The 20,983-nt window shown below is 52.6% G+C and carries 17 protein-coding genes; 4 read left to right on the top strand and 13 right to left on the bottom strand.

The window, feature by feature from the left end; all coding sequences use genetic code 11:
- Positions 1–75: 75 nt before the first annotated feature.
- Positions 76–1,011, bottom strand: coding sequence for a malate dehydrogenase (gene mdh / locus OGX90_RS04480; protein WP_286623241.1), 936 nt, complete (start codon positions 1,009–1,011; stop codon positions 76–78).
- Positions 1,012–1,447: 436 nt separating this feature from the next.
- Here mdh and argR point away from each other — a divergent pair, with 436 nt between their 5' ends.
- Both argR and yhcN read left to right on the top strand, forming a co-directional pair.
- Complete coding sequence (argR, locus tag OGX90_RS04475) at positions 1,448–1,918, top strand: transcriptional regulator ArgR (RefSeq protein ID WP_003025162.1); 471 nt, start codon at positions 1,448–1,450, stop codon at positions 1,916–1,918.
- Between the two features lie 377 nt (positions 1,919–2,295).
- The gene (yhcN, locus tag OGX90_RS04470) at positions 2,296–2,562 is read left to right on the top strand and encodes a peroxide/acid stress response protein YhcN (protein ID WP_003828812.1); all 267 of its coding nucleotides are present in this window, start codon (positions 2,296–2,298) and stop codon (positions 2,560–2,562) included.
- A gap of 57 nt (positions 2,563–2,619) precedes the next feature.
- Here the strand turns inward: yhcN and OGX90_RS04465 are convergent, their stop codons facing one another.
- The 4 genes from OGX90_RS04465 to aaeX all read right to left on the bottom strand — a co-directional run bounded on the left by OGX90_RS04465 (position 2,620) and on the right by aaeX (position 6,134).
- Positions 2,620–2,898, bottom strand: a complete 279-nt coding sequence (locus tag OGX90_RS04465) for a barstar family protein (RefSeq protein ID WP_234692439.1) — start codon at positions 2,896–2,898, stop codon at positions 2,620–2,622.
- A 119-nt stretch (positions 2,899–3,017) separates the two neighbouring features.
- On the bottom strand, positions 3,018–4,985 hold the full coding sequence (gene aaeB, locus OGX90_RS04460) for a p-hydroxybenzoic acid efflux pump subunit AaeB (RefSeq protein WP_234692440.1): 1,968 nt from the start codon (positions 4,983–4,985) through the stop codon (positions 3,018–3,020).
- A 5-nt stretch (positions 4,986–4,990) separates the two neighbouring features.
- Positions 4,991–5,923 (bottom strand): p-hydroxybenzoic acid efflux pump subunit AaeA, encoded by a 933-nt coding sequence (gene aaeA / locus OGX90_RS04455; protein WP_286623238.1) that lies wholly within the window; start codon positions 5,921–5,923, stop codon positions 4,991–4,993.
- Between the two features lie 7 nt (positions 5,924–5,930).
- A complete protein-coding gene (aaeX, locus tag OGX90_RS04450; protein WP_003828816.1) occupies positions 5,931–6,134 on the bottom strand; it encodes a p-hydroxybenzoic acid efflux pump operon protein AaeX in 204 nt (67 codons plus the stop codon).
- 184 nt (positions 6,135–6,318) lie between these two features.
- Here aaeX and aaeR point away from each other — a divergent pair, with 184 nt between their 5' ends.
- A complete protein-coding gene (gene aaeR, locus OGX90_RS04445; protein ID WP_008785957.1) occupies positions 6,319–7,248 on the top strand; it encodes an HTH-type transcriptional activator AaeR in 930 nt (309 codons plus the stop codon).
- An 86-nt stretch (positions 7,249–7,334) separates the two neighbouring features.
- Here aaeR and tldD read toward each other — a convergent pair whose 3' ends face one another.
- The 8 genes from tldD to csrD all read right to left on the bottom strand — a co-directional run bounded on the left by tldD (position 7,335) and on the right by csrD (position 19,768).
- Complete coding sequence (gene tldD, locus OGX90_RS04440) at positions 7,335–8,780, bottom strand: metalloprotease TldD (protein WP_003025183.1); 1,446 nt, start codon at positions 8,778–8,780, stop codon at positions 7,335–7,337.
- A 147-nt stretch (positions 8,781–8,927) separates the two neighbouring features.
- Positions 8,928–12,728, bottom strand: a complete 3,801-nt coding sequence (yhdP, locus tag OGX90_RS04435) for an AsmA2 domain-containing protein YhdP (RefSeq protein ID WP_060683122.1) — start codon at positions 12,726–12,728, stop codon at positions 8,928–8,930.
- Positions 12,729–12,839: 111 nt separating this feature from the next.
- Positions 12,840–14,309, bottom strand: a complete 1,470-nt coding sequence (rng, locus tag OGX90_RS04430; RefSeq protein WP_003025190.1) for a ribonuclease G — start codon at positions 14,307–14,309, stop codon at positions 12,840–12,842.
- Entirely contained in the window at positions 14,299–14,892 is a 594-nt protein-coding gene (locus OGX90_RS04425; RefSeq protein ID WP_057067977.1) for a Maf family protein, read from the bottom strand. The genes rng and OGX90_RS04425 overlap by 11 nt, the downstream gene beginning before the upstream one ends.
- A 7-nt stretch (positions 14,893–14,899) precedes the next feature.
- Positions 14,900–15,388 (bottom strand): rod shape-determining protein MreD, encoded by a 489-nt coding sequence (gene mreD / locus OGX90_RS04420; protein WP_003025196.1) that lies wholly within the window; start codon positions 15,386–15,388, stop codon positions 14,900–14,902.
- Entirely contained in the window at positions 15,389–16,411 is a 1,023-nt protein-coding gene (gene mreC / locus OGX90_RS04415; RefSeq protein WP_008785960.1) for a rod shape-determining protein MreC, read from the bottom strand. It abuts the gene before it with no gap.
- 66 nt (positions 16,412–16,477) lie between these two features.
- Positions 16,478–17,521: a rod shape-determining protein MreB gene (mreB, locus tag OGX90_RS04410; protein WP_000913396.1), complete on the bottom strand. Its 1,044-nt coding sequence runs from the start codon at positions 17,519–17,521 to the stop codon at positions 16,478–16,480.
- Between the two features lie 306 nt (positions 17,522–17,827).
- A complete protein-coding gene (gene csrD / locus OGX90_RS04405; RefSeq protein ID WP_048215442.1) occupies positions 17,828–19,768 on the bottom strand; it encodes an RNase E specificity factor CsrD in 1,941 nt (646 codons plus the stop codon).
- Between the two features lie 225 nt (positions 19,769–19,993).
- Here csrD and acuI point away from each other — a divergent pair, with 225 nt between their 5' ends.
- Positions 19,994–20,968: an acrylyl-CoA reductase (NADPH) gene (acuI, locus tag OGX90_RS04400; RefSeq protein ID WP_008785963.1), complete on the top strand. Its 975-nt coding sequence runs from the start codon at positions 19,994–19,996 to the stop codon at positions 20,966–20,968.
- Positions 20,969–20,983: the final 15 nt, after the last annotated feature.

Raw genomic sequence — 20,983 nt, 5'->3', positions numbered from 1 at the left:
CGTAGAGAGTTAGTACGTAATGCCTGATGGCGCTACGCTTATCAGGCCTACAAATACACGCAGGCCTCTCTCGCGTTACTTAACGAACTCTTCGCCCAGAGTAATATCTTTTTTCAGCGTATCCAGCATGCCTTCCAGCGAGCTTTGTTCAAACGCGCTCAGCTTGCCGATAGACTGACGCTCTTCTACGCCGTTTTTACCCAGCAGCAGCGGCTGAGAGAAGAAACGAGCATACTGGCCGTCGCCTTCAACGTAAGCACATTCAACCACACCTTTTTCGCCGCTCAATGCGCGAACCAGGGACAGGCCGAAACGTGCAGCAGCCTGACCCATAGACAGGGTTGCAGAACCACCACCGGCTTTGGCTTCCACAACTTCAGTACCCGCATTCTGGATACGTTTAGTCAGGTCAGCTGCTTCTTGTTCGGTGAAGCTTACGCCAGGAATTTGTGACAGCAGTGGCAGGATGGTCACGCCAGAATGGCCGCCAATAACCGGAACTTCAACGTCGCCTGGTTGTTTGCCTTTCAGTTCCGCAACAAAGGTGTTGGAGCGGATGATGTCCAGCGTGGTCACGCCAAACAGTTTGTTCTTATCGTATACGCCTGCTTTTTTCAGCACTTCTGCAGCGATAGCAACGGTAGTATTCACCGGGTTGGTGATGATACCGATACACGCTTTCGGGCAGGTTTTAGCAACTTGCTGCACCAGGTTCTTCACGATTCCGGCGTTGACGTTGAACAGGTCGGAACGATCCATACCCGGTTTACGTGCGACACCCGCAGAGATCAGTACCACATCAGCACGTTCCAGTGCAGGGGTAGCATCTTCGCCGCTGAAGCCTTTGATTTTCACAGCAGTAGGGATATGGCTCAAATCAACGGCCACACCAGGTGTTACTGGAGCGATGTCGTACAGGGAGAGTTCTGAACCTGAAGGCAGTTGGGTTTTTAACAGTAATGCTAGCGCCTGACCGATACCACCAGCAGCGCCGAGGACTGCAACTTTCATCCTAAACTCCTTATTATATTGATAAGCAAAATGTCTATTGCTCCGCGGCGGCGACCTTAATTCACAAATCCAATGAATACAACAACCACGCGTCAAGAATGCGTAGTCACGCAAATTTGGCTTTTATGCATTTAACTTACGTAAAATAAAACCTAAGTTACGTAATTCAAAACCACCCACACAGTAGAGCAACTTTCCAACAGGTGCTGACAATATACCCTACCCGCCTCTCAAAACAACATCAATTTGATAACATTTAATTTACTTTTAACCTTATTTGCGAGCCGTGACACAGGCATGTTTCTTGATAACGAAATTTGATAAAATTCCGCTCTTTCATAACATTATTTCAGCCTTGAACAAGGCAGACTGTTTGCATAAAAATTCATCTGTATGCACAATAATGTTGTTTCTACCGCCATATTACGGGTGACTTATGCGAAGCTCGGCAAAACAAGAAGAATTAGTAAAGGCGTTTAAAGCGCTACTTAAAGAAGAAAAGTTCAGCTCTCAAGGCGAAATCGTCCTCGCGTTGCAGGATCAGGGCTTTGATAATATCAATCAGTCCAAGGTTTCACGCATGCTGACCAAATTTGGCGCCGTGCGTACCCGCAATGCGAAAATGGAAATGGTGTACTGCCTTCCGGCTGAGCTGGGCGTACCCACGACCTCCAGCCCGCTGAAAAATCTGGTGTTGGATATCGACTATAACGATGCGGTCGTGGTTATTCATACCAGCCCTGGCGCTGCTCAGTTGATTGCACGTCTGCTGGACTCATTGGGGAAAGCGGAAGGTATCCTGGGTACGATTGCCGGTGACGATACCATCTTCACCACCCCAGCTAAGGGTTTTACGGTAAAAGATCTGTACGAAGCCATTCTGGAACTGTTCGAACAAGAACTGTAATACCGCCTCCCCGTCGCCTCGCGGCGGGGGAAAACACTCTCTTTTCATCCCCCTCCTTCTCTTTTCCACTGCTATTGATTTAACAAATGGTGCGTTTAACCATCAAAACACATTCACATGGTGAATATGCAGCCTTAAAAACGCACATTTTGCAAAATAAAGCATCTACATGATTTAATTAAATTTATTTTGTATAAGCTGTTTGAAATGTTCTTTTTAATTCCATTGAGTTATAAAAAATCATTTTCTTAACACTCAAAACCCAGCGAAACAATTAGCGTGGTATTAATTTATTGGGTGATTAGTGTATACTTGATTTTGTGATGAGGGTCACGAAACACAGACCCCCAATAAAAGAATTCGACGAGGTAAATATCATGAAAATCAAAACTACTATTGCAACCTTAAGCCTTCTTTCTGTTCTCTCCTTCGGTGCAAGCGCCGCGGTTACTCAGGTGAACTCACAAGAAGCACAGAATCTGCAATCCATCGGTAGCGTCTCCGTCTCTCAGATCGGTAGTTCACCAATGGACATGCGTCAGGCCATCGCCGCTAAAGCTGAAAAAGCAGGCGCCAGCAGCTATCGCGTCACCGAACTCCGTGAAGGTGCTCACTGGCACGCTACTGCAGAACTCTACAAATAAACCCTCGTCGTCTAAGTCCGACGACTTGCCCCCGCCTGCCGGGGGCTTTTTTATGTCTTACATTGAGTGACGAACGTTAAAACGCAACTGCCCTTCAAGCTCTTCTTCCGCTTCATCGAACAGTAAAATCAACGCGCCGTATCGCCTGCGCAGCTTGTCCGGTAAATGGACAAATTCAATTTCCAGCGGCAGCGGCAAGACCTCCCCGATCACCACCTCCCACAGAGAATCCAAATCAACAACCTTTTCCCGGGCCAGACCGAATGTGCGCGTGAACTCGCGGTAGAAATCGCCCTGATCTTCTATCTCGTCAAAATCAAATGTATAGATGCTCATCTATAGCCACCATCCCGACGCCAGCTACTCTACAGACCGCCAATATCCAGGGGTCTCTCGCATTTTCAGGTAAGTATAGCCATAAAAAAACCGACGCTTTTAGCGTCGGTTTACAACTCTTAATTACTGACCAGCGCATGCTGGTATTTGTGCAGCATCCCACTGAGTCGTTTTACCGGCTCGGTCACCTGCGGCGGTGCTTGCCAGATAATTAATTTCTCCTGGTAGACCTCAAGCTCCTCCAGTAACTGGCTAAAGTAGCGCCGGCGCTTGTCGTCATTTCCTGCTGAAATTACGTGATCGGCAGTACGACGAAGCTGGCGATGGAATGCGGATAGATCCTCGTTTACCGGTACCGGTGCATCACGCAGGCGCTGGTGCGCGATGATCATCGTCAGCGCCAGGCGAAACTTCGCCAGATCGCCGGGAAACTTGTTCATCAGCAAAAACAGCTGCTGATAAAGTGCCGGAAGATGATTTTCTTTACGACGGACTACATTGGTGGTCATTGCTGAAACCGCCGCCGAAACAAACTGGTTGAGCAATACGCGGCCTGTTCTGTCACGAGAGTTATCACGCACCAGCAGAATGACGATAAACGCCAACACGCAGCCAACAATCTGCCCCAGCGCACTATCAAGGAACTGGCTAAAGTGGAAGGTCATCGGGTTATCCAGCACAATGATATTAATGGTGCTGGCCAGCGCCCCCATCGATCCCAGCCGTCGTTTCTGTACCTCAATCCCCAGAAAGAATCCCAGCACCGCCAGGCTCAGGCACAGTAACAGCATACTTTGTTGCGTATTAGGGATAATCACCAGGAAATAGAGCGCTCCGAGCGGTAACGCTGCCAACGTCCCATAGATAAAGTCTATCGCCACCATGCGAGGATTTGGCAAACGCATTGCCAGCGATGTGACGACCGCAATCATCACCATTGCACCGCTGCCGGAGGTCCATCCGGTCCATAGCCAGAATAAGGTCCCCAGCACACAAGAAAGCGTGGTACGCCAGAAGTTAACCATCGCATGATGACGCTCGGCAGACTCCACTTTCACCACCGGCTCACCTTGCAGGATCTCTTCTTCCGTAGTGCTAATCTTGGTATTACTCACCACACCACGTTTGAGCAGCAGGTAGCGCGTCGCCGCACCTGCCCAGCTATAAATCGTTACCGGTGTTTCACGTTCGCCAGTCCAGACAATAACCCGACGCATCCGCTTCAACTGTTTATGGACATCCTGCACCGTTTCAACCGGCGTATCGAACAACTCGCGGAAAGTATCAGTAATCAGTTCCGGTCGGGTGTTCTGAATAAGATAGGTTTCACAGGACTGCGTGATGAGCGTGAGCGACAGCGTGTTCAATGCCTTAAGCCTGCGGTTAGCACGCCCCCAGCGTGAAGACTCCATATTCAGGTTACTGCGCATACCTTCCAGCGCTGCCGTACGACGGACTAAATCGCCCCAGGCTTTATCCACAACCTCGCTGTCGCCGTGCTTAATGCACAACTGCATTAGTTGATATTGCGCCACCAGCAGGCTGTCCAGCTCAACATCAATCTCTTGTTTTATCGAACGGGGAGAGAAAAGTAGATCGGCCACAATGGCACAGACAATCCCCATCACAATTTCACTGCAACGTTCGAGCGCAAATTGTGGCGTCAGCAGCGGTTCAGCCTGAATGGTAATGACGATGATCAGCGCCGTATAGCCCGAAAGCCCCCAGGCATAGGAGTTCTCGATCTTCACCAGTGACGAGATCCAGGTACAAAATCCGGCCCAGATACAGCACACCAGGATCATCAATAACGGAGCGCGGATCATACTGATGATAATGATCAGTCCGGCAATACAACCGATAAATGTCCCGACAATACGCAGCATGCCGCGATAGCGAATAGCCCCTGAATAGGGTTCCCCACCGGCAGCAAAGGCCGGGCCTGCCGCCACAATGGCTGCAGTCAGCACCGCCCAACGCGGAGTCTCAAGTTGGAAGTGAAAACCAACGAACAGCGCCAGTACAATCGCGCACGCCAGTTTTACCGCAAAGCGGATATGCTGATTGGCAATGGAGAAAATACCCATCGCGATTAACCAAACTCGCGCAGGCGGTGCGCCATTTTACGGAAGAAGGACTCCTGGCTTGCATCACGGTCCTGCTTACCGGTAATGACAACGGTAGCCGTTGTCCCGGCAGGCCACAGAGTTCCCTTCTGCTCATCAAGGCGGATTCGCACCGGTACACGCTGCGCCAGGCGCACCCATTCCAGATTTGAATCAATGGTCGCCATACCTTTTGCATCCTGCGTACTGCTGGCATTTGTTACCCCCGCCGCCACGCTATCAACGGTACCTTTTAAGACATTATTACTGCCCAACGGGGTGATCTCAGCGCGATAACCAGGGCGAACGCCTTCTAGTTTGGTTTCTTCCATATAAGCCAGCACATAGAAAGAATGCTGTTTGACCAGTGCCACCGCTGTGGAACCACGCGTAATAAATTCGCCGCTATAAACGTTCAGGTTAGTGACCCAACCGTCTGCTGGTGCGCGAATGACGGTACGTTCCAGATCTAATTTTGCCAGGTCGCGGGTCGCTTGTGCTTTCGCAAGCTGGTGTAATACGGTTTGCAGGACGTTGTTTGACTGGTCAATCTCTTCACGAGACATGGCCTGCACGCCCAGGCGGTTACGACGGCCAGCCTCCTGGCGTTTTTCCTGGGCCAGAACCTGATAATAAGAAACATCAGCTTCGGCCTGCTCAAGGGCTTTCTTATAGCGTGGCTGATCGATGGTGAACAGAATCTGATCCTTTTTCACCAGTTGGTTATCATGGACGTTAACGTTGGAAATAAGACCCGCAACATCCGGCGCAATAGCGACAACTTCCGCGCTGAAACGCGCATCACGTGTCCATGGCGACTCGGTGTAATACACCCATGCGCGAAAAATAGCGATGAAGGCCAGAATGACCAGTACGAGAGTCGTGGCCGTACGGGAGAGTTTTTTTGTTAGTGTTTTCACTTCAACCTCAAACGAACAGGCGCGTTATTAAATAGAACAGGCAGCAATACAGCGCGGTGTTAAACAGAGCCGGATGCCAGACAAAATCATAGATGCCGGTTGGAACCAGCATCCGGCGCACCAGCCAGAAAATCGCCAGTGACAAAAGTAATTCGAAAAAAATCGGTGGGAAGGACAAACCAAACACCACGATAACGGGAAACAGACTCATGTTGACCTTGGTAACTTAAGAGAGTGCAGGTGATAGATTTTCTAGCGTATGTCACCGCAGAGAAGGGCAAGGATGAGCCAGGCGAGAGCGACATAGCTGTTATTTGAATAATAATATATTAACGTAACTGTTATGCTGTTATCTATATTATGTGATCTAAATCACTTTTAAGCCAGAGTGAACAATGGAACGATTAAAACGTATGTCGGTGTTCGCCAAAGTCGTCGAACTGGGCTCCTTCACCGCCGCCGCAAGACAGCTACAAATGAGCGTTTCATCGATAAGCCAGACGGTCTCCAAACTGGAAGATGAGCTACAGGTTAAGCTGCTAAACCGCAGTACACGCAGCATTGGGCTGACCGAAGCCGGTAAAATTTACTACCAGGGCTGCCGGAGAATGCTGCACGAAGCGCAGGATGTTCACGAGCAGCTTTATGCCTTTAACAACACGCCCATCGGCACGCTGCGCATTGGTTGTTCTTCAACCATGGCACAAAATGTCCTCGCCGGATTGACCGCGACAATGCTGAAGGAATACCCCGGTCTGACGGTAAATCTGGTAACAGGCATCCCGGCCCCGGATTTAATTGCCGATGGTCTGGACGTGGTTATCCGCGTCGGTGCGTTGCAGGACTCCAGTCTGTTCTCGCGTCGCCTGGGTGCCATGCCGATGGTAGTCTGCGCGGCTAAAAGCTATCTCGCACAGTTTGGTGCCCCGGAGAAACCCGCCGATCTCAGCAACCACTCGTGGCTGGAATACAGCGTGCGCCCGGATAATGAATTCGAGCTTATCGCTCCGGAAGGAATTTCCACCCGCCTGATCCCAGAGGGTCGTTTTGTGACTAACGATCCGATGACATTGGTGCGCTGGCTGGCTGCGGGTGCGGGCATTGCCTATGTGCCGCTGATGTGGGTGATCAATGAGATCAATCGTGGCGAAGTGGAGATCCTCCTTCCCCGCTACCAGTCGGATCCGCGTCCGGTCTATGCGCTATATACCGAAAAAGACAAACTGCCGCTCAAGGTCCAGGTGGTGATTAACTATCTGACGGAGTATTTTGTTGATGTAGCGCAGCTTTTTCAGGGGATGTACGGCCGGGGAAAAGAGAAATAAAAAGAGTATTGGCCGGATAAGGCGTTGACGCCGCGTCCGGAAAGATGCCCGATAGCGCTGGTGCTTATCGGGCATACATCATGATGTTATGCAGTACCCCCCACCGTCAGGTTATCCACCTTCAGCGTCGGCTGGCCCACGCCCACCGGCAGGCTCTGCCCTTCTTTACCGCACACACCAACCCCGTTATCCAGCTTCAGGTCGTTACCTACCATTGAAATCTGCTGCATCGCTTCGATACCAGACCCAATCAGCGTCGCGCCTTTCACCGGTTTGGTTACTTTACCGTTTTCAATCAGATACGCTTCAGACGTCGAGAACACAAATTTCCCGGAGGTGATATCCACCTGGCCGCCGCCGAAGTTAGGTGCATAAATACCGTATTCAACGGATTCGATGATTTCCTGCGGCGTGGATTTCCCCGGCAGCATGTAGGTGTTGGTCATACGTGGCATCGGCAGGTGCGCGTAAGATTCACGGCGACCGTTACCCGTTGGCGCGACGCCCATCAGGCGCGCGTTCAGTTTGTCCTGCATGTAGCCTTTCAGAATACCGTTTTCGATCAGCACGTTGTACTGACCCGGTGTGCCTTCATCATCAATAGCCACAGAGCCACGACGGTCCGCCATTGTGCCATCATCCACAACGGTACACAGTTCCGACGCCACCAGCTCACCCATGTGACCGCTGAATACCGAGGTACCACGGCGGTTAAAGTCACCTTCCAGACCATGACCGACCGCTTCATGCAGCAGAACGCCAGGCCAGCCAGCGCCGAGTACTACCGGCAGCGTACCAGCAGGCGCTGCTACCGCGGACAAATTAACTAACGCCATGCGTACGGCTTCTTTCGCCCACGCGTCAGCACGGACTTCACCATCAAGGTCGCCAAGGAAATAGTCATAGCCAAAACGACCGCCACCACCGCTGGCACCGCGCTCGCGCTTACCGTCCTCTTCGACCTGGACGCTTACGGACAGGCGTACCAGCGGGCGAACGTCAGCGGCCAACGTACCGTCGGTCGCTGCTACCAGGATCAGTTCATAAACACCGGTCAGGCTGGCGGTTACTTCCTGGACGCGTTTGTCGGCGGCACGGGCCACGCTATCAACGCGACGCAGAATATCCAGTTTCTCTTCGCGGCTCATGCTCTGTAACGGATCAACCGAAGTGTAAAGCGCCTGATGCTCAACCGCTCCTAGCGTTTTTACTTTGCCGTCACCGCTGTCACGCACGATAGTACGGGCAGCATGAGCACTTTGCTCCAGCGCCAGCAGGCTGATCTGGTCTGCATAGGCAAACCCTGTTTTTTCGCCGCTGATGGCGCGCACGCCAACACCCTGATCGATATTGTAAGAGCCGTCTTTAATGATGCGGTCTTCTAAAACCCAGGATTCGTGATAGCTCGACTGAAAATAGAGATCGCCGTAGTCAAGACGGCGTTCGGCCAGTTGGCCCAGAATGGCAAACAGATCCTGATGTTTCAGGCCATTCGCCGCTAGCAATTGTTCACTTACCAGGTTCAGACTCATCGTTTTGGTTACTCATTTAATTCTGCCGGATGGCGGCAAAAACGCCTTATCCGGCCTACGTTGTTAGGCTACTGTAGGCCGGATAAGCGCTGCTCCATCCGGCAATACTATGTACTGAGATTGGGGCAATTACTTGCCCCCGTCAAATCATTGCTGGCTTTCTTTGCGCGGCTGACGCAGAACTTCGTTAATCTGCGGTTTATCGACCGGACCGGTGATGCGATAGCGCAGAATCGAAACTTTGCTCCATAATGGCCCCAGAACCTTACTGGCAGCAAATACCGCCGCGCCGACAATCGGGTTGACAGCAAACGCAGCGGCAACCCCTACGGTGGCAGAAATTTCAGGCGCGACAATGGCTTCCATATCCAGCTCCCGACGGACCAGGTTCACTGAGCCTTTCATCGCAATGTCTGCCTCCAGACCATCCACCAGCGTGTCGTCGGTATGCATCACACCATCTTTAATCCACGCCGTGCTGCGAATCGAGTCGAAATAGAAACCTTCACTGAAGGTATCGCTAAAATCAAAACGTAGTTTACGTAGCAACGCATCAAAGCTCAGCAGTCGCAACAGTTGCCCCGCATGCCCGGTACTGAGTTCGGTAAGCTCACCTTTGCCCAACCGGGTACGCAAAATCCCATTCAGCGATGCTTCGTCCGGATCCCACGGCGGGTTACGCCAGTGCAGGTCATACTCCACGTTGAACGAAGAATTACGAATCGGGGTCGATACGCCAAAGAAACTGGCCGCAGAGTCAATTTTATTACCGCTCAGTTTACCCTTCAGTGACGTTCGCTCTTTGCCCGGCGCATTCACCCACACGCCATCGGTGGTCAGTCTGGCAAAGCCCGTATCCAACAGACCGTTGCTCAACGTTAGCGTGTCGCCTTTAATTGCTACATCGGCATCAATGCGCCCATATTTCTGTCCCCACATCCAGCACTCGGCACAGCGTAACTGAAGGTCAGGCCAGCCGCGGAAGCTGAAGTTGTCCACGGCGGAAAACGGCGAGGCTGATGTGTTGCCCGGTGACGCTTTCGCCGCGCTGGGGTTGTAATAAAGATACTTAATATTGGCCAGCCATGGCGCATTATTGCGCATCGCCAGCGTGGCATTAATTTCACGACCCTGCGCCTGCACGATGGAGCCATTGCTCGCAGGCTCAGACACAATACTCAAATTATTCCACTGCTGACCGCCCAGGGATAATGATGGCGTACGCACGGTGATGCGTTGTGGGAAGTTGGCATTAGTGCCAACGTTATCCGCTGCGCCTTTTTGGAACAACGCCAGCCATTGCGCGCCATCCATAGGGGGAAGATTAAGCTCAATGCCTTGCTGATCGGGTAACGCGGGCACAGTACGGCTTTCCGACGTCCAGATAGCGCGGTCAAGCGTCAGTTTCTGATTCAGCAACCAGCGGCTGTTAAAGTGGTTCTTACTGCCAGCATTGCCGGTCAGTTCAAAGCTGCGCAGATTACCGTTGGCCTTAACATTCACCGGCAACGCTTCACCGGGCGCTTTATTCAGCGGAGCAGGTAAGTGACTACTTACATTCTTCAGGTCACCCTTTAGCTCAATGTCGTAGGTCGGCCCGGCATGATACGGAAGATCGATACCCACCTTGCCATTCCACGCCATGCTACCGCTTAAGGCATCGTTGACCTGCGCCGGTAAAATCCCCATGCGGGTTGGCTGCCAGTCGCCTTGCAAGTTCACGGCTACCTGATAGGCTTTCGCCCCTTCGGTGGTGGAGAAGTCGACGTTCAGCGGCTGATTAAACCAGTTCGCCGTCATCGGCTCGCTCTTCAGATCGCCGTTGATAAAGCTGAATTTACCATTCAAATTCTTCAGCGTGCTGTCGAGTGGTTTAATAAACAAGCTGTTATTACGCAGGTTGACGTCGCCTTTGGCGGTAACCAGCGAGCCGTCTAGCGGAATATCAAGATGTAAGCGAGCATTCACATCACCGTCAATTTGCAACTGTTCCAGCGTGGCGCCGAGAGAATCCTTCAACGGAGTCTCATCAAAATAAGGTCCAACCGCCTTGCCTGGCCCGTTGATATCGGCATCAATCAGCAGCTTTTCTTTTGCATAGTCGGGAATATTAGCCGTCAGGTTACTGGCCTTCACGCCGCCTAGATTGACGCTATCCGTCTTCATCCACAGGCCATCGTTAATGAAGTTTAGTTCGATATTAAGATCGGTTAGCGCAGGCCAGTCGGGCTGGAAAGCAAATTTCGCATTGCGTAGCGGCACCAGGACCTGAAACTGCCCTTCATTGTGCAGATACGGGAACAGATTCGGGTTACCGCCATACACCAGCGTGGCGTTATCCGCTTCGCCGCCCTGAATAGCGCCGCTGAGGTAGTCAACCAGATCCTTACCCATCAGGTTTTCCGGGAAATAGCGCCAGGCCTGGGAGCCATCGTCGGTGCTGATACCGGCCAGAATGCCCAACCATGGCTCATCATCAGCCGGTTGCAGATAGCGAAAACCACCGCGCGCATGTACCGCTTTCGCTTTAACATCAATGTTGCGCCCGTCTAACTGGAAGCCTTTATCATTCTTCAGCCAGCTTAGCGTCGCCACGCCGTTCTCTATTTCCAGCGGCGCGCGGAAGACGGTTTCATACGGCATTTTTGCTTGTTTCATGGAGGCGGTAAGCGCCCCATTTTCAACGCTGCCCGCAAGCGTACCGGAGAAATGTTCTGCCCCCGGCAGCAGCTTCCACTGTTTCCAGGCCAAATCGGTCCACGAGGACAGGAAGCGGGTTTTTTCTGTCGCCTGTAACGGGATATCCAGCGCAAGCACATCTATTTTGCCGCTGGGTTGCGTGGCCCGCCAGATATCACCCAGCGCAGGCGATAACCTGGACGCCATCGGACGCAGTCCTTCTAACCCGGCCAATTCCAGATTACTGGCGCGAATGCGTAGCTCATCACTGCGTTTGTTATTCTCGCCACCGACTTCCTGCTCAGGGATCCAGGCCAGCGTTAATGCCCCGCTCGGCCAGGGCTTATCATCCATGGTGATACGCGTATCGGGAATAGAGAATTGCCAGCCCGGCTCTTCACGGCTGATGTGCGCCGTCAGATTATCGACGGAGAGCGTGTGCGTACGATTTTCACCCAGCCAACTTGCCCCGCCTTTTTTCAGCCAGACATCGCCACCAGAAACGACGCCTTTGCTGATCGTCATCCATGCTTCCAGGCTAAAACGCGCGGTTTGTAGCGCGACATTATCCTGCATCCATTTGCCCAGCCATGGTTTGACGTCGATGTCGTCTGCCTGCAGCCAAACTCGACCGTTATTCAACAGCCCTTCGTCATCACGCAGGTCCATACGCACCTGCATAATGCCGTGCTGTCCGGTCAGGCTGGAGAGGCTGACCTGACCCTCGGCGCGATGCCGATTTTTACCATTCAACCAGGTAAGCTGGGGGATCGCCAGTTCAGCACGTTGACCTGAGAGGGTTATAAAGCTGATATGGCTGTCGCGTAGATCGAAATGATCGAACTGACGCAGGAAGAGATCGCTGAGATGGCCGGTTTCAATCCCATCTCCGCCTTCGCTGCGCTGGATAGGCGTATTGGTGCGCAACTGCAGTTGCCAGAAGGTGAGATCGCGAAACTGCCAGCGCATGTGTAGCAAACTTTGCCAGACATCCAGCGCCAGCGTGACGCGTTTTACCGAAAATTCTCCCCCATCTTTCAGCTGCGCATGGATATTGCGCGCTTCAAGCGTAGGACCGAAATTTTGCCAGCTGGCAGAAAGCTGGCTAGCGGAAACAGGCAGACCTGTGGCGGATTCAATCTTGCCAAGAATGGCCGGACGCCAGCTATCAAGATGAGGTAACGCAAGGCGCAGTCCACTGACCAGCAGCGCTGCGATGACAACGAATGCGGCTCCAGTGAGCAGTAAAATCCCCGGCAATCGCCTCACGCGCCTCTCCTTGTCTACCAAAAAATATGACTCACACCCCTTGAGTGAATATTGCCGGATAACGGCGCTTGCGCCTTATCCGGCCTACATGCGCGGGTGCCACTACACGATTTACATCATGACGACGTCGAACTGCTCCTGGTTATACAGCGGTTCGATTTGTACTTTGACCTGTTTGCCGACAAAGATCTCAACTTCCGCCAGCGCATGTGACTCTTCACCTTTCAGGGTTTCAGCCACTGCCGGAGAGGCATAAACCAGGAAACGGTCAGAGTCATATGCATGGTGTACGCGCACGATTTCGCGCATGATTTCATAGCATACGGTTTCCACCGTTTTCACCGTACCACGCCCATGGCAGGTCGGACACTCGTTGCACAGTACATGTTCCACGCTTTCACGTGTGCGTTTGCGCGTCATCTCCACCAGGCCCAGCTGTGAAAAACCGTTAATGCTGGTTTTTACGCGATCCTTGCTCAGAGCCTGCTCCAGGGAGTGCAGCACCCGGCGACGGTGATCTTCATTATTCATGTCGATAAAATCGATAATGATAATACCGCCGAGGTTACGCAGACGCAGCTGACGAGCAATGGCCTGCGTTGCTTCAATATTAGTATTAAAGATAGTGTCGTCGAGATTACGATGCCCAACAAACGCGCCGGTATTGATATCGACGGTGGTCATCGCTTCGGTTTGATCGATGATCAGATAGCCGCCGGACTTCAGCTCAACTTTGCGTTCCAGCGCGCGCTGGATTTCATTCTCAACGTCAAAGAGATCAAAAATAGGCTGGCGCCCGCTGTAATGTTCCAGCTTGCTGGTCATCTCGGGGATATATTCCGCCGTAAATTCCAGTAACGCCTCATAGGTCAGACGGGAGTCGACGCGGATGCGGTCAAGCTGCGCATCGGCAAAGTCACGCAACACGCGCTGTGCCAGGGCCAATTCACCGTACATCTGGTAGCGCGTTTGCGGGCGCTTTTTACGCTCCATGACTTTCGTCCAGACGCGCTTCAGGTAGGCAGCATCCGAGGCCAGATCCTCTTCGCATACGCCTTCCGCAGCCGTGCGAATGATGAAGCCACCCTGCTCATCGCAGTAATCCGCCACCACTTTTTTCAGGCGTTCGCGTTCGGTTTCGCTTTCGATACGTTGGGATACGCCAACGTGCGAAGCCCCCGGCATAAAGACGAGATAACGGGAAGGAAGCGTGATGTCCGTCGTCAGGCGTGCGCCTTTAGTTCCCAACGGATCTTTTACCACTTGCACCATCAGATCCTGACCCTGGCGCACCAGTTCAGAGATGTCGCGTACGGTGAACTGTTTTTGTTCTTCACCCGCCACGCATTCGGTGTGCGGCATGATGTCAGAAGCGTGAAGAAATGCGGCTTTATCCAGTCCAATATCTACAAAAGCCGCCTGCATACCCGGAAGTACACGACTTACACGACCTTTGTAGATATTGCCTACGATTCCGCGTCGCGCCTCACGTTCAATATGAATTTCCTGCAGAATACCACCATCAATGTAAGCCACCCGAGTTTCCGATGGCGTTACGTTTACCAACAATTCAGCCGTCATGTTTATCCCTTTTCTCACGCAGTGCGTTAAAATTGGTCAGCAACTCATACGTTTCTACCAGCGGTAAGCCGACTACGGCGTGATAGCTGCCATTTATCTTCCTGACAAAACAGCCACCCAACCCTTGAATACCGTATGCACCTGCTTTATCCATTGGTTCACCGCTGGCAACATAGCCCGCGATGTCCTCATCGGTTAGTGCTCTGAACGTCACTTCCGTCACAACCAGGCAGTCCAGACTGTGCTGGCGATCGGCCAGTGCCACGGCCGTCATAACTTGATGCGTTTTGCCCGACAGTTTGCGCAGCATTGCTGCGGCATGGTCGGCGTCGTGCGGTTTTTCCAACACTTCGCCATTAAGGATAACGATGGTATCCGCACCCAATACCGGCAAATCGCGCTGTGCCAGCACTACGCCAGCCTGCGCTTTTTCGCGCGCCAGACGGGAAACGTACTGCTGCGCGCTTTCCTGCGGGTGACGCTGTTCTTCAATCCCAGGGACCAGTCGTTCAAACGTAACACCAAGCTGAGCGAGCAACTCCTGACGACGTGGAGAACCTGAAGCAAGATACAGAGTATTCATATCAACCTTATTGCACCGCAAACTGCTGACGGACTTTACGCATCAGTAAGAATAGCCATGGCCAAAGCACACCATTCACTACACTACTCCAGAACACTTCAGGTCTGAAAGAGACGTTGATCACTAAAAACTCGGCCCAGAAAACAATAATATCCACGACCAGTGATAACAACATGACCACCAGCGCCTGTTGCCAGAGCGCGAGGTTTCGGAATAGCTGGAATTTCAACGCGACCAGATAAGCAATGATACTCATCGACAATGCGCGCACGCCAAGCGTGGAGCCGCTGATGAGATCCAGTATGGCACCCACCACAAATCCCGTGCCCACATTTACGCGATGCGGCAGTGCCAGGATCCAATACAACAAGATGAGCAGCACCCAGTTTGGCCGGAAAACCAGAATGTCATCCGGCCAGGGCATGACTTGCAGCAACAGTGCAATAAGGAACGAGAGCCAAATCACCCAACGTCCCTGGCTACGATAGCTTGCCACTTACTGTCCTCCCGGCTTACGCGGAGCAGGTTGTGGCGGCGTGGTATCTGCGGGCGCTGGAGCCACGCCTGTTGCAGGTGCTGGTATTGGCGCAGGCGGTCCCATGGTATCTGGTGCAGGCAGAACTTGCGGCATCATTTGCATCAGTCGTTCATTAGCAACGCGGTGTACTTCTTCCGGCGTCATCGGGTTTGCGCCATTACGATCGGCACCCCACAACAGCAGCAGATAGCGCAGACGCTGCAGACCCGCAGTCGGGCGAGCCTGAATCACGGTATAAGCGCGCTGAGTGTCCAGCTTAACGGAAGAAACAACAGCAACCGGATAACCTTCAGGGAAACGTCCACCCAGACCCGAGGTGACCAGCACATCGCCAACGCGAATGTCGGTGTTAGCCGGCAGGTGTTCGAGCTGAAGATCGTCGGTGCAGCCGTTACCCGCAGCGATCACGCGGATATCGTTACGCAGTACCTGAATGGGCAGCGCATGCGTCGCATCGCAAATCAGTAGCACGCGGCTGGTCAATTTAGCCACCGCCACGACCTGACCTACTACGCCTTTGTCGCTAATAACCGGCTGGCCTTCGTAGACGCCGTTAACGCTCCCTTTGTCGATCACAACCTGATCGCTGTAAGGGTCATTAACCGTTGAGATGACCTGCGTCACCATCTTTTGTTCGTCCTGACGCAATGGCGATCCCAGCAGCTCACGCAAACGCGCGTTCTCCTGTTTGTATTGCCCCAGCATCAGCAGTTCGCTGTTTTTCAGCAGCAGTTCCTGACGCAACGCCCGGTTTTCAAGTTCGAGTTGGTCACGCGAAGCCAGCGTTTGCGACACGCCGTCGAGTAATTCACGAGGACCATTTGAGATAAAGTAGAAAGGACTGACGGCGGTATCCATGTACGTTCGGATTTGACTAAACGTACCCAGGCGGCTGTCGGCAATAATAACGCCGAGCGCCACCAGCACCGCCAGAATAAGGCGAATCTGTAGCGACGGGCCACGGCTAAAAATTGGCTTCATAGTCTATGCGTATTCTCGTATCAGAGCGGAAGGGCAACCCGCGGGGGCTACCCAACCTGCATCCGATTACTCTTCGCTGAACAGGTCGCCGCCGTGCATGTCGATCATTTCCAGCGCCTTGCCGCCACCGCGCGCCACGCAGGTCAGCGGATCTTCAGCAACAACAACTGGAATACCGGTTTCTTCCATTAACAGACGGTCAAGGTTACGCAGCAACGCACCGCCACCGGTCAGCACCATACCGCGTTCGGAGATGTCAGACGCCAGTTCCGGCGGGCACTGTTCCAGTGCAACCATTACTGCGCTCACGATACCGGTCAGTGGTTCCTGCAGGGCTTCCAGAATCTCGTTAGAGTTCAGGGTAAAGCCGCGCGGAACGCCTTCAGCCAGGTTACGACCGCGAACTTCGATTTCGCGCACTTCGTCGCCCGGATAAGCGGAACCGATCTCGTGTTTAATACGTTCTGCGGTCGCTTCACCGATCAGAGAACCGTAGTTACGACGAACATAATTAATGATGGCTTCATCGAAGCGGTCGCCGCCAATACGGACAGAAGAGGAGTAAACCACGCCGTTCAGGGAGATAACGGCAACTTCAGTGGTACCACCACCGATATCAACAACCATTGAACCGGTTGCTTCAGAGACTGGCAGACCCGCACCGATCGCGGCCGCCATCGGCTCTTCGATCAGGAAGACTTCACGAGCACCTGCGCCCTGAGCGGATTCACGGATCGCACGGCGTTCAACCTGAGTTGCTCCAACCGGTACACACACCAGTACGCGCGGGCTTGGGCGCATGAAGCTATTGCTGTGCACTTGCTTGATAAAGTGCTGGAGCATTTTTTCAGTCACGAAGAAGTCAGCGATAACGCCGTCTTTCATTGGGCGAATTGCAGCGATATTGCCCGGCGTACGACCCAGCATCTGCTTCGCATCATGACCTACTGCAGCCACGCTTTTCGGCGAACCGGCACGATCCTGACGAATGGCCACAACAGAAGGCTCATTCAATACGATGCCTTGTCCTTTTACATAAATAAGGGTATTCGCGGTACCCAGGTCAATGGACAGGTCATTGGAAAACATGCCACGAAATTTTTTCAACATACTAAGGGATAATCCTGAAAGCTGGGGCGGAAAACAAAATCCGCTTACTTTACCAACCACACGCAGCAGCGACAAGGCGCAAAAATCATCTGCTACGGTGAAAATTAGTGCAGTTCGTTTCCTTTGTTACAAAACCGGCCTGAGTCCATCAGGGCTGAATAAATCAGCAGCACTCCTCGCTTTTGTTTGCAACCTGTCAAAGGTCATTCACCTGCATGTTTGCTGTTACAACCTGGCGAGCAGGCAAGCACACCCCCAGAAGGCACAGCGCGCGTTATTCTACGTGAAAACAAATTAAACGGCAGGTTAAACCGAGTATCTTTGCGAATATTTTTTCACGTTAGTGTCAAGTGGTTGTGATGCGGCAAAAAAATCCCCTTGCCCACCCGCAACTCCGCGTTCTGTCAGCGTATGCCACTCACTACGCGAACGTACGCCCGTGGCGTAAACCTGCGTGGGTGTTCCCGAACAGGCCTCCACCAGGCTTTGAACCAGAAGCTGATTTTCCGTTCGCTTATCAATGTTCCTCACCAGACTTGGATGTAGCTTCAATAACTCAACGTTAAGCTCTTTGATCCAACTGGTGCTCACCAGCGTTAACCCCGCCTGCGTAACGGCAATACGCACGCCCAGCGCATTCATCAATCTGATAACGGGCTGTAACCGGCTGATATGTTGACAGACATCTGCCTCAGCAAGTTCAATAATTATGCGTTTGCGTAATGATTTTTCGCACTGCATCAGCGTATCACGCAGCCAGCGCTGAAAACGTGGACGAATAAGCGATTCAACCGTTGTCTGCATCGCCAGATTTTCCTGCGGCCAGTAGCCCAAAAGCAGGATCAGACGGCTTATCTGCAAACGGTCATATTCTTCTGCCAGACCAAATTGCAGGACCATCGGCATATATTCCGCCGAAATGACCTCTTCGTTGCCATCAAAAATACGGCACATCAACTCCCGATGATGCACCCGACCTTCGCGCGTTACTGCAGGCTTTTGATAAATTCTTGGCCCGCCCCGGCTGAGCATCTGTTCGATCAGCGTTCGCCAGCGTACGTTGCCCCGACCTTTTTCCGGCAGCGAGTCATCATAGACCGACCAGCTATTTCCGCCCTGCAATACCGAATTCCGGGTGGCGGCTTCAGCATGATCCATCACTTGCTCCGGCGACTGACCGCTGCGGCAAACGCAAATGCCAATATGAACCATATCGGCACGATCGATCATTTTATTAGCCGGAAGTGCATCTACCGCTTTTAATAATTGCCCGGCGATACTTTCCGCCTCTTTCAGAGTACGGTGCGGCAGCAGGATAGCAAAATCGCTACGGTGGTAGCGCGCCAGCAACGCGCCCGGATAGCGCGTCATAAAAGTCGACAACAAATTGATCAGCGTCGAGATTTGTTCTTCCGCGAGGGTGATTCCCCAGCTATCACGCAGCAGCGTAAAGTCCGGCAGGCGCACCATCATCACGACGCCATGCGAGCCTACTTTTTCCTGATCTTCCAGCAGCGTGGCCAGTTGGTTATCAAAAAACAAGCGGTTGCTTAGCCCGGTTTTTGTATCCTGCGCGACATAGGAACGAATCAGCGTATCCAGGCGGCTGCGTTGCTCGCGGGCATTTTGAATTTCAGTCAGCAGCATATCGAGCGCACTGCTGGTACGCGCAGGCCATTCATAGACCGTTCCCCGCACGTTCGGTCCACGTTCGCCGTTCAGAATACGCGTGGAACGAATCTCCAGCAGCTCCTGACCCGAAAGCTGGCGCTGAAGCCAGCGCACAGACAAAAAGAGCATCAGAATAATGAAAGCAATGGCTATCGTGAGCGGTGCGGTGGTCAGTAGCGAATGGAAATAGTTACCCATCGGATCCTGATAAACCAGACGCAATGACATACCCGGATGCTTGACCAACGGTACGGTAATCTCGCGGTAGAGATTGTTTGTCCCTGCCGGTCGGTAGCTGCTGGTCCGTGAGTGGTCATACACCACGTTTTCGCCCTGCAACAGTTCGATGCGAACGATATCAACAGAAACCATCAGTTCATCGATTTGCGGGGTTAACGCAACGACATCTCTGGAGACCAGATGCGTATCAATCGCCGTCGCGACCGCATGAACGCGCGTGGTGAACTTATATTGAATAGCGTTGTAGAAACTCAGCGAACAGCCGATCAGAGTCACGAAGATCGTTAACCCAGTAAGCAGCGTGACAAAAGCTGAAAATTTCGTCGTTAATCGCATCCTTGTGTTAACTCCGACAGTTATGAAACAGGCCTGAAAGTGATAAATCGACTCTAAAATGCAAAACTGACCGCAAAATCCGCCAATTTATACAAACTGTGAGGGCATACTACCAAATCAGGTATATCTGGCAATTTATTGCGCAGAATCGGCATCATGTTTTGATTAGCGAGTATAGTCTTCATTATTAATTTTCCAATCCACTATACGAATTGAGGACAGGTTATGCAGGCTTTGATCTTAGAACAGCAGGACGGAAAAACCCTCGCATCCGTTCAACCCCTCGACGAAAATCAGCTACCGGAAGGCGATGTAACGGTGGATGTCCACTGGTCAAGCCTGAACTATAAAGACGCCCTGGCTATCACCGGCAAGGGAAAAATCATTCGTAATTTTCCGATGATTCCTGGTATCGATTTCGCTGGTACCGTGCGTGCAAGCGAAGATCCCCGTTTTCATGCGGGTCAGGAGGTTTTACTGACCGGTTGGGGCGTAGGTGAAAATCATTGGGGTGGACTGGCAGAACGCGCACGCGTGAAAGGCGACTGGCTGGTTGCGCTGCCAAAAGGGCTGGATGGACGTAAAGCCATGGTCATCGGTACCGCTGGCTTTACCGCCATGCTTTGCGTCATGGCGCTTGAAGATGCAGGAATTCGTCCGCAAGACGGTGAGATTGTCGTCACTGGTGCCAGCGGAGGCGTGGGCAGCACGGCCGTTGCGTTACTGCATAAACTGGGTTATCAGGTTGCGGCGGTTTCGGGTCGTGAAAGCACCCACGACTACCTGAAAAGCCTGGGCGCTAATCGTATTCTTGGCCGCGATGAATTTGCTGAATCTCGCCCGCTGGAAAAACAGCTGTGGGCTGGCGCGGTGGATACCGTTGGCGACAAAGTTCTGGCGAAAGTCCTCGCGCAGATGAACTACGGCGGCTGTGTTGCCGCCTGCGGTCTGGCGGGCGGTTTCGCTCTGCCAACCACGGTAATGCCATTCATTCTGCGTAACGTTCGTTTGCAAGGAGTGGACTCGGTGATGACCCCGCCGACACGCCGTGCAGAAGCCTGGGCTCGTCTGGTTAAGGATCTGCCGGAATCTTTCTATGCTCAGGCGGCAACGGAAATTACGCTGGCGGATGCGCCGAAGTTCGCCGATGCCATCATCAATAACCAGGTGCAAGGCCGTACGCTGGTGAAGGTGAAGTAACAGACCCTGGCGCAG

The sequence above is a fragment of the Citrobacter sp. Cpo012 genome, assembly GCF_030333015.1.
In the GTDB taxonomy this organism is placed as follows: Bacteria; Pseudomonadota; Gammaproteobacteria; order Enterobacterales; family Enterobacteriaceae; genus Citrobacter; species Citrobacter portucalensis.
The sequence above is the reverse complement of the archived record's forward strand: the minus strand, read 5'-3'. Positions and strand labels throughout refer to the sequence as shown.

Excerpts from the sequence above, each read along its gene's own strand:
- mdh (WP_286623241.1), bottom strand. The coding sequence starts at position 1,011 with ATGAAAGTTGCAGTCCTCGGCGCTGCTGGTGGTATCGGTCAGGCGCTA.
- argR (WP_003025162.1), top strand. The coding sequence starts at position 1,448 with ATGCGAAGCTCGGCAAAACAAGAAGAATTAGTAAAGGCGTTTAAAGCG.
- yhcN (WP_003828812.1), top strand. The coding sequence starts at position 2,296 with ATGAAAATCAAAACTACTATTGCAACCTTAAGCCTTCTTTCTGTTCTC.
- OGX90_RS04465 (WP_234692439.1), bottom strand. The coding sequence starts at position 2,898 with ATGAGCATCTATACATTTGATTTTGACGAGATAGAAGATCAGGGCGAT.
- aaeB (WP_234692440.1), bottom strand. The coding sequence starts at position 4,985 with ATGGGTATTTTCTCCATTGCCAATCAGCATATCCGCTTTGCGGTAAAA.
- aaeX (WP_003828816.1), bottom strand. The coding sequence starts at position 6,134 with ATGAGTCTGTTTCCCGTTATCGTGGTGTTTGGTTTGTCCTTCCCACCG.
- aaeR (WP_008785957.1), top strand. The coding sequence starts at position 6,319 with ATGGAACGATTAAAACGTATGTCGGTGTTCGCCAAAGTCGTCGAACTG.
- tldD (WP_003025183.1), bottom strand. The coding sequence starts at position 8,780 with ATGAGTCTGAACCTGGTAAGTGAACAATTGCTAGCGGCGAATGGCCTG.
- rng (WP_003025190.1), bottom strand. The coding sequence starts at position 14,309 with ATGACGGCTGAATTGTTGGTAAACGTAACGCCATCGGAAACTCGGGTG.
- OGX90_RS04425 (WP_057067977.1), bottom strand. The coding sequence starts at position 14,892 with ATGAATACTCTGTATCTTGCTTCAGGTTCTCCACGTCGTCAGGAGTTG.
- mreC (WP_008785960.1), bottom strand. The coding sequence starts at position 16,411 with ATGAAGCCAATTTTTAGCCGTGGCCCGTCGCTACAGATTCGCCTTATT.
- mreB (WP_000913396.1), bottom strand. The coding sequence starts at position 17,521 with ATGTTGAAAAAATTTCGTGGCATGTTTTCCAATGACCTGTCCATTGAC.
- csrD (WP_048215442.1), bottom strand. The coding sequence starts at position 19,768 with ATGCGATTAACGACGAAATTTTCAGCTTTTGTCACGCTGCTTACTGGG.
- acuI (WP_008785963.1), top strand. The coding sequence starts at position 19,994 with ATGCAGGCTTTGATCTTAGAACAGCAGGACGGAAAAACCCTCGCATCC.